The organism is Rhizobacter sp. OV335 (assembly GCF_900142965.1).
In the GTDB taxonomy this organism is placed as follows: domain Bacteria; phylum Pseudomonadota; class Gammaproteobacteria; order Burkholderiales; family Burkholderiaceae_C; genus Rhizobacter.
In genome coordinates this window covers 22,650-37,095 of the sequence record NZ_FRCQ01000031.1, presented here as the reverse complement: position 1 = coordinate 37,095, position 14,446 = coordinate 22,650, and the positions used below count along the sequence as shown (strand labels likewise).

13 protein-coding genes are annotated in these 14,446 nt (G+C 68.8%); 1 reads left to right on the top strand and 12 read right to left on the bottom strand.

The window, feature by feature from the left end; translation table 11 throughout:
* Nucleotides 1-66 precede the first annotated feature (66 nt).
* The gene (locus BUE42_RS25735; protein ID WP_235002609.1) at nt 67-789 is read left to right on the top strand and encodes a DUF3800 domain-containing protein; all 723 of its coding nucleotides are present in this window, start codon (nt 67-69) and stop codon (nt 787-789) included.
* 144 nt (nt 790-933) lie between these two features.
* On the opposite strand, the gene BUE42_RS25730 is transcribed toward BUE42_RS25735, so the two are convergent.
* The 12 genes from BUE42_RS25730 to BUE42_RS25675 all read right to left on the bottom strand — a co-directional run bounded on the left by BUE42_RS25730 (nt 934) and on the right by BUE42_RS25675 (nt 14,258).
* Nucleotides 934-1,803, bottom strand: a complete 870-nt coding sequence (locus tag BUE42_RS25730) for an EamA family transporter (protein ID WP_369823005.1) — start codon at nt 1,801-1,803, stop codon at nt 934-936.
* Between the two features lie 8 nt (nt 1,804-1,811).
* Nucleotides 1,812-2,918, bottom strand: a complete 1,107-nt coding sequence (locus tag BUE42_RS25725) for a GGDEF domain-containing protein (RefSeq protein ID WP_073468147.1) — start codon at nt 2,916-2,918, stop codon at nt 1,812-1,814.
* 51 nt (nt 2,919-2,969) lie between these two features.
* Entirely contained in the window at nt 2,970-4,256 is a 1,287-nt protein-coding gene (locus BUE42_RS25720; protein WP_073468146.1) for an FGGY-family carbohydrate kinase, read from the bottom strand.
* Between the two features lie 3 nt (nt 4,257-4,259).
* Nucleotides 4,260-4,574, bottom strand: a complete 315-nt coding sequence (locus BUE42_RS25715) for an L-rhamnose mutarotase (RefSeq protein ID WP_200799030.1) — start codon at nt 4,572-4,574, stop codon at nt 4,260-4,262.
* Complete coding sequence (locus BUE42_RS25710) at nt 4,574-5,539, bottom strand: ABC transporter permease (protein ID WP_073468145.1); 966 nt, start codon at nt 5,537-5,539, stop codon at nt 4,574-4,576. The genes BUE42_RS25715 and BUE42_RS25710 overlap by 1 nt, the downstream gene beginning before the upstream one ends.
* Entirely contained in the window at nt 5,536-6,519 is a 984-nt protein-coding gene (locus tag BUE42_RS25705) for an ABC transporter permease (protein ID WP_073468144.1), read from the bottom strand. Before BUE42_RS25705 ends, BUE42_RS25710 begins: the two co-directional genes overlap by 4 nt.
* Nucleotides 6,516-8,051 (bottom strand): sugar ABC transporter ATP-binding protein, encoded by a 1,536-nt coding sequence (locus BUE42_RS25700; RefSeq protein ID WP_073468143.1) that lies wholly within the window; start codon nt 8,049-8,051, stop codon nt 6,516-6,518. Before BUE42_RS25700 ends, BUE42_RS25705 begins: the two co-directional genes overlap by 4 nt.
* Nucleotides 8,052-8,059: 8 nt before the next feature.
* Entirely contained in the window at nt 8,060-9,052 is a 993-nt protein-coding gene (gene rhaS, locus BUE42_RS25695) for a rhamnose ABC transporter substrate-binding protein (protein WP_235002607.1), read from the bottom strand.
* Between the two features lie 52 nt (nt 9,053-9,104).
* Nucleotides 9,105-10,397 (bottom strand): L-rhamnose catabolism isomerase, encoded by a 1,293-nt coding sequence (rhaI, locus tag BUE42_RS25690; RefSeq protein WP_073468142.1) that lies wholly within the window; start codon nt 10,395-10,397, stop codon nt 9,105-9,107.
* 17 nt (nt 10,398-10,414) lie between these two features.
* Nucleotides 10,415-12,514 (bottom strand): bifunctional rhamnulose-1-phosphate aldolase/short-chain dehydrogenase, encoded by a 2,100-nt coding sequence (locus BUE42_RS25685; protein ID WP_073468141.1) that lies wholly within the window; start codon nt 12,512-12,514, stop codon nt 10,415-10,417.
* A gap of 263 nt (nt 12,515-12,777) precedes the next feature.
* Complete coding sequence (locus BUE42_RS25680; RefSeq protein WP_073468140.1) at nt 12,778-13,707, bottom strand: LysR substrate-binding domain-containing protein; 930 nt, start codon at nt 13,705-13,707, stop codon at nt 12,778-12,780.
* Nucleotides 13,704-14,258, bottom strand: coding sequence for an Lrp/AsnC family transcriptional regulator (locus tag BUE42_RS25675; RefSeq protein ID WP_083614570.1), 555 nt, complete (start codon nt 14,256-14,258; stop codon nt 13,704-13,706). Before BUE42_RS25675 ends, BUE42_RS25680 begins: the two co-directional genes overlap by 4 nt.
* Between the last annotated feature and the right edge of the window lie 188 nt (nt 14,259-14,446).

The window sequence follows — 14,446 nt, the reverse complement described above, 5'->3', positions numbered from 1 at the left end:
CCACCACTCCGCAGGGCAAATTCAGCAACTTCGTGGTCTACGTCGACGAAAAGCGGCGACCACGGCATGCAGACGCTGGATGCCCACTACCCGGTCTTCGTGTTGGCCTTCTGCGTGTTCTACAAGCGGCACTACAGCGAGAAGGTGGTGCCCGCGCTGCACAAGTTCAAATTCAATCACTTCGGCCACGATGTCGTCGTGCTGCACGAGCACGAGATCCGCAAGGAAAAAGGCAGCTTCCGCTTCACGAACCGCCAGCACAAGCAGCAATTCCAGAGCGAGTTGAGCGACATCATCGATGCCAGCAACTTCATCCTGGTCAGTTGCGTGATCGACAAGGCTGCGTTGCGCGACCGCGGAGAAGTGGACAAGAACCCGTACCACCTGGCGCTCGGCTTTTGCCTGGAATCACTCTACGAGTTGCTTCAGGAGAAAAACCAGGATGGCGCCTTGACCCATGTGGTCGTCGAGTGCCGCGGCAAGAAAGAAGACAACGAACTGGAACTCGAATTTCGCCGCATCTGCGATGGTGCGAATCGCCTGGGTAAGCTCTTGCCGTTCGACATCATCTTTGCCGACAAGAAGGTGGACTCGCCAGGCTTGCAGTTGGCTGATCTGGTGGCCCGCCCCGTTGGGCTGCACGTGCGGCGCCCCGGTCAGGAGAATCGCGCCTTCGACGTGCTCAAGCGCAAGTTCTTCTGCAGCGGAGGGCGCCAGAACGTCGGCGAAGGCTTTGAGAACTGGGGGTTGAAGATTTTCCCGACCCCGGAAAGCGAAAGGCCCCGATGAAACTCACCGAGGCCGCGACGCCGACCGGGAACTCCCAGTCCACTTGGGCGCGATTCTACGTTGGCGCGGCGCCGGTGGACAAGCCCAGCCCGCATGGCCGGGCGGGCCGTTGCCAAAAGCGTTGAGGCCCACCGCGCCTGCAGTTCATCCGGCGCGCCGCAGGCGCGGCCACAGCAGGTTCAGCGCCAAGCCCGCCATCACCAAGCCGGCGGCAACCAGCTTCCACGCCGGCAGCGATTCACCGAGCCACCACGACGACGCGGCCATGCCGAACACCGGCACCAGCAGTGCCATCGGCGTGATGGTCGCGGCCGGGTGGCGCGCCAGCAGCCAGCCCCAGGCCGCGTAGCCGAACAGCGTGTTGCCGACCGACTGCCACAGCACCGAGGCCCAGGTCACCGCATCGGCCTGGCGCAGGCCGGTCTCGATCGCCGCGCCGCCTTCGAACCACCACGACAGCAGGAACAGCGGCGGCACCGCGAACGCGCTGGTCCACACCACGTAGGCCAGCATGTTCACGCGGCCCGCGGCGCGGCTGACGATGTTGCCGCCGGCCCACGACAGCGCGGCGAACAGCACCATCAGCACGCCGGCCACCGTGGTGTCGCCGCCGGTGTGCGAACCGATCACGACGATGCCGGCCACGGCCAGCCCCAGCGCGACCCACTGGAACGGCCGCACCACTTCGCCGCTGCCGCGCATCGCGAGGCCGATCGTGAAAAACACCTGCGTCTGCACGACCAGCGACGCGAGCCCCGGCGTGATGTGCCCGCGCATCGCGAGGTACAGCACGCCGAACTGGCCGACGCCGATCAGCAATCCATACGCCGCCAGGTTGTGCCACGGCACGGCCGGGCGTGGCAGGAAGAACACCGCCGGCAGCAAGGCGAACGTGAAGCGCAGCGCGGCGAACAGCAGCGGCGGCAGGTGCGCGAGCCCGAGCTTGATGACGACGAAGTTGGTGCCCCACACGGCCACGACCAGCACCGCGAGGAAGAAGTGCCGCGCGGGCAACGGCGCACTCATGCGAGCACCACGCGGTTGCGTCCCGCTCCCTTGGCCGCACGCAAGGCCTGGTCGGCCCGCGCGATGGTGTCCGCCACCGATTCACCGGCCCGGTGCTCGGTGACGCCGGCCGAGAAGCTGACGTGGATCGGCGGCCCTTGCGCATCGATCTGCATCGCGAAGATGCGTTCGCGCAGCCGCTCGAGCCCGAGCCGCGCGAGCGAGGCCCGGGTGTCCGACAGCAGCAGCAGGAACTGCTCGCCCTGCCAGCGCCCGAGCAGGTCGGAAATGCGGATCACGTTCAGCGCCTCGCGGGCGAAGCGCTTCAGCAACCGGTCGCCGAACTCATGGCCTTGCTGGTCGTTGATCTTGCGAAAGCCGTCGAGGTCGATCATCGCGAGGCAGAAGGTGTAGCCGGAGCGCACGCCGCGCTGGCGTTCCTGCTCCATCAGCTCCTGCATGTGGCGGCGGTTGATCAGCCCGGTCATCTCGTCGCGGGTGGCCAGGTCCTGGATGCGCGCGAGCGCCGTCGACAACTCCTTCTTCTGCCGCCGCATGCGTTCGCGCAGGCGGCTGAGCTGCCCGGCCAGCACGGCGATCGCCGGCACCATGATCGCGATCATGATGAAGTGCCCCCATTCGACGGCCGGCTCGTAGGTGGCCGGGTCGTGCCAGGCCATCGCGGCCATCGTCGCGCCGAACAGCGCGACCGCGAACAGCGCGATGCGCATCACCTGGGCCGGCGGCAACGCGTACATGCTGAACATGAAGATCACCATCAGGATGGGAAACGCCCCGCCGCGGCCCGCACCGGCCAGCGCGTAGCCGCCGGCGCCGCACACGATCGCGAACACCATCTGCGACTGCGTCAGCGCCGGATCGGGCAGCTTCAGGTTCAGGCCGCTGCGGATCACGCCGAAGAAGACCGCGAAGCCGCCGGCGAGCACCACGCTCCACAGCGCAACCGGCCAGGCGGGTGCGAGGCCGGCGAGCACGAGGTACTGCATGTTGAGCACGCTGCCGAGCACCAGCAGCATCGCGACGCCGCATTGCACGAGCCGCAAGCGCTGCTTGGGTTCGGTGCCGAAAACACGGTCGGCAAGGGAAACGAGGACGGTCCGCACGGGGCGAGAGGTTAGCAGCCCCGCGGACCCTGGCCGCGCAATGTCAGGGGTTCAATCGTTCCAACGGGTTAACGCCAGTGCACCCAGCACCGTGCCATCGATCGCGGCATCGCCGACCTCGCAGCGGTGGCCGGGCAGCGATTGCGCGAGCAGCGCGAGGTAGGCGGCATTGCAGGCGAGCGGTCCTTCGATGACGACCGGCGACGGGCCGGACAGGGCCCGCACGCGCTCGGCGGTCATCGTGGCGCAGTACCAGGCAGCGAGGGTTGCACGCTGCGACGGCGTGAGCCGCTGCGCAGCCTGCGCGGTGATGTCGTCGCCGTGGCGGACGATGCGCGGCCCGCCGCCATCGGCCGACGGCACGGCCTGGATGCCGGCCTCGGCCAGCGCCGGCAGGCACGCAAGGTCGGCCGCATCGGGGTCGGCGCCGGCACACAGCGCCGCATGGTCCCGCCCGCCCATGAAACGCGCCGTCGGCACCAGGTCCTGCGCGACCGAGACATTGGCCAGCATGTCGGCCGACAGGTCCAGGCGATCGACCTGCCCGCCGCAGGCCATCACCACGGTCCAGGTGCCCGAGGTCACCAGCGTCATCGCGGGCGAGCGCCGCAGGTGGCGCGCGAGGCAGGCATTGCTGTCGTGCACGCCGGCATGCACGCGGCAATCGACCGGCAGGCCGAGGTTTTTCGCCAACTCGGGGCGCACCGGACCGAGCACGTCCCATGCAGACCGCAGCGGCGCAAACCGCCGATCCCAGCCTTCGGCTCGCGCGAGGCGCGACCAGCTGCGCGCGACCGGCGCCCACAGGTGCGTGTGGCACCCCAACGAACTCGCCTCGCTCGCCGCGACGCCGCTCAAGCGCCAGGCCCAGTACTGCGGGTACGGCAGCAGCGTGCTCGCGCGGGCAAACTCATTCGGGAATTTGCGGGACAGCCAGTACCAGGGCCGCGCCGCATTCAGGCCCATCGGCAGGTGCGGCGACAGCGTCTCGCGCAGGTCGCCGACGGCATCGGCGTAAGCCTCTCGCTGATCGTCGTAGGCATCGAATTCGTAGTCGACGATCGGTAGCACGAGCCCATTCGCATCGATCGCGGCGAAGGCGGCACCGTGGGTGCTGGCGATGATGCGGCCGACGTGGAACTCCACCGCCAGCGACGCGAGGCTGTCCCACAGCCAGGCTTCGATGCCATAGGTGTCGAGGGCCGCGTAGCCGGCGGGGCTTGGGACGCTCGCGTTGTCGCGTGTCCGGACGGCGAGGACGTGGTCGCTCGCGTCGAGCGCGCACAGCTTGACGTGCGTCTTGCCGATGTCGAGCACGACGGTCGCTTGTTGCTTCATCTGTCAATCGAGATGAAACATCGGCTGCAAAGCCACGACCTGAGGCGCCAGCGAAGGCTCGACCTCCATCAGCCCCGCCATCTCCGCCCACCACCGCTGCATCACCGGATGCGACGGCAACTCATCCATCCGATGATCGACCGGACGACGCAGCACTGCGAACAAGGCCAGGCTCTCCTCGTCCAGAAAGATGCTGTAGTCCCGCACGCCGGCCTCGTGCAGCAGGCTCGCGAGTTCCGGCCACAACGCATCGTGCCGGCGCTTGTACTCGGCCGCGCAACCCGGCTTCAATCGCATCCGGAACGCGACCTGCTCGATCACAGCAGCACCCGCGGGCCGCGCACCAGCCGCGGCAACACCATCGAGACGATCAGCAGGATGCCGACGATCATCGCCATCACGATGCCCGAGATGTTGGCCATGCCGAGCGCGAAGGTGAACAGGCCCAGCAGCAGCGCCGCCAGCAACACGCCGACGATGCTGCCGCGTCCACCCTCGATCGCGACACCGCCGAGGATCACCATCGTCACGGCATCCAGCTCCCAGCCGAGCGCGATGTTCGGCCGCGTGCTGCCGATGCGGCCCGTCAGCAGCACCGCCGCCAACGCCGCCATCAGCCCGGCGAACACGAACAGCGCGAAGCGGTGGCGGTCGACCTCGATGCCCGAGAAGCGCGAGGCGATCGGGTTCGCGCCGATCGCCACCAGCCGTCGACCGGTCACGGTGCGGTGCAGCAGCACGCCCACGAACACCGCCATCAACAGCAGGATCGCGAACTCGATCGGCACGATCAGCCAGGGCAGGCCGACCAGGTCGCCGAGGTAGCCGTTGCCGAGCACCGACAGCGCTTCGGGGTAGCCGGTGATCGCCTGGTCGCCCAGCACCACCAGCGCGATCCCGCGGTACAGCGACAGGCTGCCGATGGTGACGACGATAGCCGGCAAGCGGTAAGCCGTGACGAGCCAGCCGTTCAGCGCGCCGGCCGCCGCACCGGTGCCGAACGCGGCCAGCAGCATCAGCGGCAAGCCCGCGCCGGCCTTCATCGCGAAGCCCATCGCCAGCGAGCACAGCGACAGCGTCGCGGCGATCGACAGGTCGATCTCGCCGGCCATGATCAGCAGCGCCATCGCCAGCGCCAGCAAGCCCTTCTCGCTGAAGTTGAAGGTGCTGTCGGCCAGCGCGTACGGCGACATGAAGCCGTCGATGCCGAGTCCGAAGCCCGCCAGCAGCAGCACCAGCAGCGCGAGCAGCATGCGCTCCCACGTCCCGAAAGCCTTGGTCATGCCGGCACCTCCCGTCGTTCCAGAATCTGCCGGCCGCTGCGCCTTTGCGCGCCGGCATTCACCGCCACCGACACCAGGATCACCAGGCCGGCGATCGCCTGCTGCCAGAACGGCGACACCTGGATCACCGGCAACGCCCCGTTCACGACGCCGATGAACAGCACGCCGAGCACCGCCCCCGCGACGCTGCCGACCCCGCCGCCGATGCTGACGCCGCCGATCACGCAGGCGGCGATCACCGTCAGTTCATAGCCCGCCGCCAGCTCGGTGAACGCGATCGCGTAACGCCCCACCCACAACAGCCCCGCCAGCCCGGCCAGCGCGCCGGACACCGCGTAGACCAGCAGCAATCGCCGCCGCAACGGGATGCCGACATACGCCGCTGCGGTCGGGTTGCCGCCGAGCGCATACAGCTCGCGCCCCTCGCGGCGCCAGCGCAGGAACACCGCCATCGCCAGCACCACCGCCGCGGCGATCCACACCAGCGCCGGCAGGCCGAGCCATTGCTCGCGCGGCAGGCCCTTGATCACCGGATGGATCTGGTGGTCGGAGATCCACGCGCCCTGGCTCGCGACGAAGATCGCGCCGCGGTAGGCCGACAAGGTACCCAGCGTCACGACGATCGGCGGCAGCTCGAAGAAGGTGATCAGCCAGCCGTTGACGAGGCCGAGCAGCGTGCCGATCGCGATCGCCAGCAGCACCAGCGGCACCACCCCGAGCTGCGGCAGCGCGCGCCCGGCCAGCGCGCACAGCATGCCGGTCAGCGCCAGGTTGGACGCGGCCGACAGGTCGACGCCGCGCGTCAGCAGCACCAGCATCTGCCCCATCACCAGGATCGCGAGGATCGCCGAATCGTTCGCGATGTCGAGCGCGTTGTGCCAGGTCAGGAACACCGGCGCGCGCGCACCGACCGCCAGCGCGATCGCGACGATGATCGCCAGCAGCGCGATCTCGCGGTACCGATCCTTCAGGCCCTTCATGCCGCCAGCTCTCGCAGTTCGAGCGGCGCCTGCGGCCGCGGCGGCGCGGCCAGGCCCGACGCGGCCGCGACGACGGCCTCGGCTTCCGCACCCTCACGCGCGAACTCCGCCACCTGCCGGCCGCGCCGCATCACGATCACGCGGTGCGCCAGGTTCATCACCTCCGGTAGCTCGGACGACACCAGGATCACCGCCAGCCCCTGCGCGACCATCTCGCCGATCAGCTGGTACACCGCCTGCTTCGCGCCGACGTCGATGCCCTTGGTCGGCTCGTCGAGGATCACGATGCGCGGGTCCAGCCCGAGCCACTTCGCGATCACCACCTTCTGCTGGTTGCCGCCCGACAGCCCGGCCATCGGCGTGTGCGGCGAACCGGTCTTGATCTGCAGCCGCTCGATCATGCGGCCGCACAGCGCCGATTCGCGCAACGCCGACAGCCACGGCCCGCGCGCAAAGCGCGACAGCCCGGCGAGGCTGATGTTGTGCTGCACCGAGAAGCTCAGGATGCCGCCCTGGCGTTGCCGCTCTTCGGGCACATACGCGATGCCGGCCGCGATCGCGTCGCCGGCCCGGCTCGGCTTGAAACGCTTGCCGTCGATCTCGAACTCGCCGCGCGCCTCGGCATTCAGGCCCATCAGCGCGAGCATCGCCTCGCTGCGGCCCGAACCGACCAGCCCGTAGAAGCCGAGGATCTCGCCGCGCCGCAGCTCGAACGACAGCCCGTCGAACTCGCTCGGGTGCGACAGCCCGCGCACCCGCAGCACCACCTCGCCGGGCGGCGCAGCCGGGGCCGGGTAGATCTGCTCGATCGCGCGGCCGGCCATCAGCTTCACCAGCTCGCGCTCCTCGGCCTGCGCGATCGGGCCACAGCCCACCGACGCGCCGTCGCGCAGCACCAGGTAGCGGTCGGCCACCGCGAAGATCTCGTCGAACTTGTGGGTGATGAAGATCACGCCGACGCCCTGCTCGCGCAGCGTGCGCACCAGGCCGTAGAAGTCGCGGATCTCCTGCTGCGACAGGGCGGCCGTCGGCTCGTCGAGGATCACGACCGAAGCCCGCTGCGACAGCGCTCGCGCGATCTCCACCAGGTGCCGCTCGGCCAGGCTCAGGTCCTTGACGAGCGCACCGGGCGCAAAACGCGCGCCGATCTTCGCGAGCACCTGCGCGGCCTGCGCGTGCATCGCGGGCCAGTCGATGAACGGCCCGCGCTGCAGGTGCCGGCCGATGAAGATGTTCTCGGCCACCGACAGCTCGTCGAACATCACCGTCTCCTGGTGGACGGCGACGATGCCGGCAGCCTGCGAGGCCTGTGCATGCGCGAAACGCAGCGGCCGGCCGTCGAGCTCGATCGTGCCCTCGTCCGGCTGCACCACGCCGGTCAGGATCTTCACGAGCGTCGACTTGCCGGCGCCGTTCTCGCCGACCAGCGCGAGCACCTCGCCGCGCTGCAGCTCGAGGTCGACGCCGCGCAATGCGTGCGTCGCCCCGTAGCGTTTGTGGATGCCGCGCAGGCGCAGCAGGGGTTCACTCATCGGACGGTTCAGAAGAATTTCGCGAATTTCTCGACGTTGCCCGCGTCATAGGTGAACGGTTCGGCCATCGCCGCCTCGTTGTTGGCGTCCAGCGCCACCGTGCCGACCCGGCCCAGCGACACCTTCTCGCCCGGCGTGCCCTTGGCCTTGCCGTGCACGAACTGGTGCGCGGCATACACCGCCGAGTAGCCGAGGTCGATCGGGTTCCAGATCGCGAACGACTTCACCGCGCCGCTCTTCACATGGCCGGCCATCTCCGACGGCAGCCCGAGCCCGGTGACGAACAGCGTGCCGACCTTCTTCTCGTCCTGCACCGCCTTGGCCGCGGCCGCGACGCCGACGGTGGTCGGCGCGACGATCGCCTTCAGGTTCGGGTAGCTCTTGAACAGGCCTTGCGCCTCGCGGTAGCTCTTGTCGGTCTGGTCGTCGCCGTAGACGACGCTGACCAGCTTCAGCCCGGTGTACGGCGGCTTCGCGAGCACCTTCTTCATCTCGTCGATCCAGATGTTCTGGTTGGTCGCCTGCGCGGTCGCCGACAGCACCGCGATCTCGCCGCTGGCGCCGATCGCGTCCTGCGTCATCTTGACGAGCTTCTCGCCGATCAGCGCGTTCGACGACGGGTTCAGGTGCATCAGCCGGCCATCCTTGCGCACGCCGGAATCGAACGACACCACCTTGATGCCGCGCGCCATCGCCTTCTTCAGCGCCGGCACCAGCGCGTCGGGGTCGTTGGCCGAGATCACGATCGCCTTCACGTTCTGCGCGATCAGCGAGTTGATGATCTCGATCTGCCCTTCGGCCGTGGCCTTGGCCGGGCCGGTGTAGATGATCTCGACGTCCTTCAGCTCCTTGGCCGCTTCCTGCGCGCCCTGGTTGGCGGCATCGAAGAAGCCGTTGCCCAGGCTCTTGACGACCAGCGCGATCTTGTCGGCGGCCATCGCGCCGGGGGCGAAAGCCGCGCACACCAGCGCGGCCAGCAACACTTGCAGAGGTTTCTTCACGGGTTTGTCTCCTGATGGTTTTATGGACTGACGGGGAACGTGAAAGGAAGAATCAGACGATGCCGCTGCTCGGACCTGACGCAGGCCGGGCCTCGGCGACACGGGCGCGGTAGCCGCTCGCGCGGTAGGCCACCACCGGTTCGATCGCGCCGCCGGCCTCCAGCCGCACGCGCTGCAGGATGGGCGTCACGTCGGTCTGATAGGCCTGCTTCAGCGCCTGCGCGGCCATCAGCGCGTCATTGCCATCCTGGTAGGCGGCCAACGCCTTGCGGTCGACGATCAACGCTTGCGCATAGCAGCGCTGCACCGTGCCGGCGCTGGTCATCAGGCTCTCGATCGGGTCGGTGACGTTGTGCGACTGGTCCAGCATGTAGGCCGGCGCGAAATCGGGCGCGCCGGATTGCGCCGCATCGACCAGCTCGTTGAACACCAGGAACAGCTGGAACGGGTTGATGCTGCCGCTGTCGAGGTCGTCGTCGCCGTACTTGCTGTCGTTGAAGTGAAAGCCGGCCAGCTTGCGGGCATGCACCAGCCGCGCGACGATCATCTCGATGTTGACGTTCGGCGCGTGGTGGCCCAGGTCGACCAGGCAGCGCGCCCGGTCGCCCAGCGACTGCGCGGCGAGCAGGCTCGAGCCCCAGTCCTGGATCACCGTCGCGTAGAACGCCGGCTCGAACATCTTGTGCTCGAGGAACATGTGCCAGTCGATCGGCAGCCCGGCGTAGATGCGCCGCGTGCTGTCGAGGTAGCGCTCGAAGCTGCGCCGGAAATGCTGCTGGCCGGGGAAGTTCGCGCCGTCGCCGATCCACACGGTGATCGCGCGGCTGCCGAGCTGGCGGCCGATGTCGATCACCTCGAGGTTGTGCGCGACCGCCTGCGACCGCACCGCGGCATCGCTGTGCGTCAGGCTGCCGAACTTGTAGCTCAGCGGTTGGCCCTTCTGGTCGGAGAAGGTGTTGGAGTTGACCGCGTCGAAGGCGAGGCCGCGCATCGCCGCATGCTCGCGCAGTTCGCTGTAGTCGCTGCACTTGTCCCACGGGAAGTGCGGCGAGACGGTCGGCGTGCAGCGCGCGAGCTGCTGGATCACGCTGCAGTCCTCGATCTTGTCGAACACGTCGCGCGGCTCGCCGGCGCCGGGGAAGCGCGCGAAGCGCGTGCCGCCGGTGCCGACGCCCCACGAGGGCACGGCCACCGTGAAGGCCGCGACCTGCTGGCGCACGGTCTCGATGTCGATGTCGCGCCGCGCGAGCTGCTCGCCCAGCGTCTCGTAGTCGTCGCGCACGCGCTGCGCCAGCGGGGCGTTCTGCGCGTCGATCAGGGTCCTGGCGATCAGCGGGGTGGCCATGTCGTGCTCCTCGGGATTCAACGCGGAAAGGCAGCGAGGTTGCCCGCATCCACGTTGAGGATGTTGCCGGTCGATTTGGCCGACAAGTCGGACGCGAAGAAATAGGTGGCTTCCGCGATGTCCTGCGGCAGCACGCTGCGCTTGAGCATCGAGCGGTCGCGGTAGAAAGCCTCCAGCTCCTCTTCCTTGATCTTGTTCGCGGCGGCGCGTTCCTGGCTCCAGGTGCCCGTCCAGATCTTGCTGCCGCGGATCACCGCATCGGGGTTCACCACGTTGGCGCGGATGCCCAGCGGCGCGCCCTCCAGCGCAAAGCAGCGCGCCAGCTGGATCTCGCTGGCCTTGGCCGCGCAGTAGGCCGAGGCCTGGTTGCTCGCGACCATGCCGTTCTTGCTGGCGATGAAGACGATGGCGCCGCCGATGCCCTGGGCCTTCATCACGCGGAAGGCCTCGCGGCCGACCAGGAAGTAGCCGGTGCTGAGGATCGATTGGTTGCGCATCCACAGCTCGAGCGTCGTGTCCTCGATCGGCGCGGCCGACGCGATGCCGGCGTTCGACACCAGGATGTCGACGCCGCCGTACTCGGTCACCGCATCGGCATAGGCGCGCAGCACGCCGGCCTCGTCGGTCACGTCGCAGCGCAGCGTGCGCACCACGTCGCGGCCGAAGCGGGCGCGCAGCCCGTCGCCCACCTGCGCCAGCGCTTCGGTGTCGATGTCGAGCAGCACCGCGCAGGCGCCCTCGCCCAGCAGCCGCTCGACGATCGCGCGGCCGATGCCACCGGCACCGCCGGTCACCAGCGCGACCTGGCCGACCAGCGGCTTCGGCTTCGGCATGCGCTGCAGCTTGGCCTCTTCGAGCAGCCAGTACTCGATGTCGAAGGCCTCCTGCTCGGGCAGGCCGACGTAGCGGTCCAGCGCATCGGCCTCGCGCATCACGTTGATGGCGTTGACGTAGAACTCGCCGGCGATGCGCGCGGTGGCCTTGTCCTTCGCGAGCGACACCATGCCGACGCCGGGCAGCAGCACGATCACCGGGTTCGGGTCGCGCAGCGCCGGGCTGTTCGGCCGCTTGCAGCGCTCGTAGTAGGCGCTGTAGTCGGCGCGGTAGGCGGCCAGGCGCTCCTCGATCGCGGCAGCAAGCGCAGGGCCTTGCAGCGCGTACAGCGAGGCCGGCAGGATCAGCGGGCGGATCTTGGTGCGCAGGAAGTGGTCGGGGCACGAGGTGCCGAGCGCGGCCAGGCGCTCCAGGTCGCGGCTGTCGACGAACTCCTGCACGACCGCCGAACGGTCGACGTGCGCGAGCTTGTGGCCGCTGCGCGAGACTGCGCCACGCAGCACCGGCAGCAGCCGGGCCAGCAGCGACTGCTGCTCGTCGCCGGGCAGCGGCTCGCGGGCGGTGCCGCCAAAGCTGACCAGCTTGCGTTCGCGCCGCTCGGCCTGCAGCCAGGCTTGCGCGTCGCGGATCACGCCGACGGTGTTCTCGTAGCAGCTGCGGGCGTCGTCGCCCCAGGTGAAGAGGCCATGGCCGGCCAGCACGAGGCCGCGCAGGCCGGGGTGCTCGGCCACGTGGCGCTGCAGCTGCATGCCGAGCTCGAAGCCCGGGCGGCGCCACGGCAACCAGCCGACCGTGCCGCCGAAGATCGTCTGCGTCAGCGCGCGGCTGTTCTCCATCGCCGCGATCGCGATCACCGCGTCGGGATGCATGTGGTCGACGTGCCTGAACGGCAGGTAGGCATGCAGCGGCGTGTCGATGCTGGCGGCGCGGGCGTTCAGGTTGAAGGTGCAGTGCGGCAGGTAGCCGACCATTTCGTCTTCGTGCTCGGGGCCGCGGTAGATCGCCTGCAGTGCGCGCAGCTTGTCGAGGTAGAGGGTCGAGAAGCCGTCGAGCTTCATCGAGCCGAGGTCGCCGCCGGAGCCCTTGACCCACAGCACCTCGACCTCCTGCTGCGTCAGCGGGTCGCGCTGCAGCAGCTTGGCCGAGGTGTTGCCACCGCCGTAGTTGGTGATGCGCAGGTCGGAGCCCAGCAGGTTCGAGCGGTACAGCAGCCGGCCGGGTTCATCGAGGCGTTCTGCGTGGGCGGCGTCCCAGGTCGGGAAGGGGTGGGTCGGATCGTTCATGGAGACGAAATCTAGGAGCCTCCAGGCATAAGGACAAGCAATGGTTTCTTATCCGGATGCATGGGTTTTCCTGATACACCGCCCTGCCTGTTCAAGCTGAGCCCCCCATTCCGTTCGGGCTGAGCCTGTCGAAGCCTGCTGACAGGCGAGCAGGCCCTTCGACAGGCTCAGGGCGAACGGGCGTGGGTGCGGGAAAACGCCGACGGTCGCCCGATGACGGCGTCCCCGCATGCCGCACCCCAGCACCGGGCAACCCCGCGCCCCTACCCGCCCTTCAACTCGCAATGCGCCAGCCGCGCCCCCTGCTCCAGCACGAACTCCCGGAACGCCGCGTTCACGCCTGCCAGCACGCCGTCGCGCCGGTGCAGCAGGCACCAGTCGAGCAGCTTCGGCATGCCCACCAGGTCGAGCACCGCCATGCGCCCTGCCGCGAGCTCGATCTGGAACGCATGCGCCGACATGAAGCTGATGCCCATGCCGGCCATCACCGCCTGCTTGATGGTCTCGTTGCCCGACAGCTCCATCGTCACGTTGACCTGCAGCGCTTGCGACTGCAGCAGGTGCTCCAGGAACTGTCGCGTCGCCGAGCCCGGCTCGCGGAAGATGAACGGCTCGCCCTTCAACTCGCTCCACGCGATGCGCCGCTTGCCGGCCAGCGGGTGCCCGGGCGCGGCGACGATGCAGTGCGGGTGGCGCGCGAAGGCCTCGGCCTCGACATCGGCCTCGGACGGCGGGTAGCCGGCGATCGCGACATCGATCTGGTGCTCGTTCAGCAGCGCGAGGATGGTGTCGCGCCGGTCCACCGACAGCTTCAGCTTGACCTCGGGGAAGCGCTCGCGAAACGCCATCATCAGCAGCGGCGCGAAGTAGTTGGCCGTCGGCACCACGCCCAGGTGCAGCTGCCCGCGCGTGCGGCCCTCCGCCGACGTCATCGAGGTCAGCGCCTCCTCGGCGTGGCGGATCGCGCCGAGGATGCCGCGCGCATGGCGCAGCAGCTCGTCGCCCGCCTCGGTGAGCTGCAGCCCGCGGCCCTGCTTGCGAAACAGCGGCAGGCCGAGTTCGTCCTCGAGCAGCCGGATCTGCATCGACACCGCCGGCTGCGTCAGGTGCAGCTGCTCGGCGGCCCGCGAGTGGCTCAGCGTGGTCGCGGCGGCCTCGAAGGCGCGCAGCTGGCGCAGCGTCAGATTCTTCATGCGCCGCTCGCCTTCAGGTGCCCGAGCGGCAAGGCCCCGCTCGCCTTCACCTCGCCCAGCGAGAAGCTGGTGTGGATGTCCTTCACGTTCGGCAGGTTCAAGAGCGTCTCGATCGAGAAGCGCGAGAACGCATCGAGGTCGGTCGCCATCACTTGCAGCTCGAAGGTGCCGGCGCCCGAGATGTAGTGGCAGGCGATCACCTCGGGCAGCTGCCGGATCGCGTCTTCCAGCTGGCGGGTCTCGCTGCCGGTGTTGCGGTTCGCGTCCACTCGCACGAAGGCCAGCACGCCCAGGCCGACCTTGCGCCGGTCGAGTTCGGCACGGTAGCCGGTGATGTAGCCCTGCTCCTCCAGCCACCGCACCCGCCGCCAGGTGGGTGCGGCCGACAGGCCGATGCGCGCCGCGAGTTCGGTGTTGGACAGGCGCGCGTCCTGCTGCAGCTCGCGCAGGATCAGCACGTCGTAGCGGTCGAGGGTGGCGCCGTGCGGCTCGACGGGCGCTGCGGCGGCCGGCGTGCTGGTTTTCCCTGATACGGCCTTTTTGAGCGTCATTCGCGTCACCACATGAAGATGTCAGCAAGATTATTGCGCGGCACCGCGCTTTGCCGGCAAACAAAGAAAGGACTTGCCGGGGGTGAATCCCTACACTGACTGCTCTTGCCCACCAGCGCAGCCCGGCGCCGACGCTGCCACGAGCGGTCGACGCGCCTCACCGAACCCTCCCCCAAGGAGCCATGGCC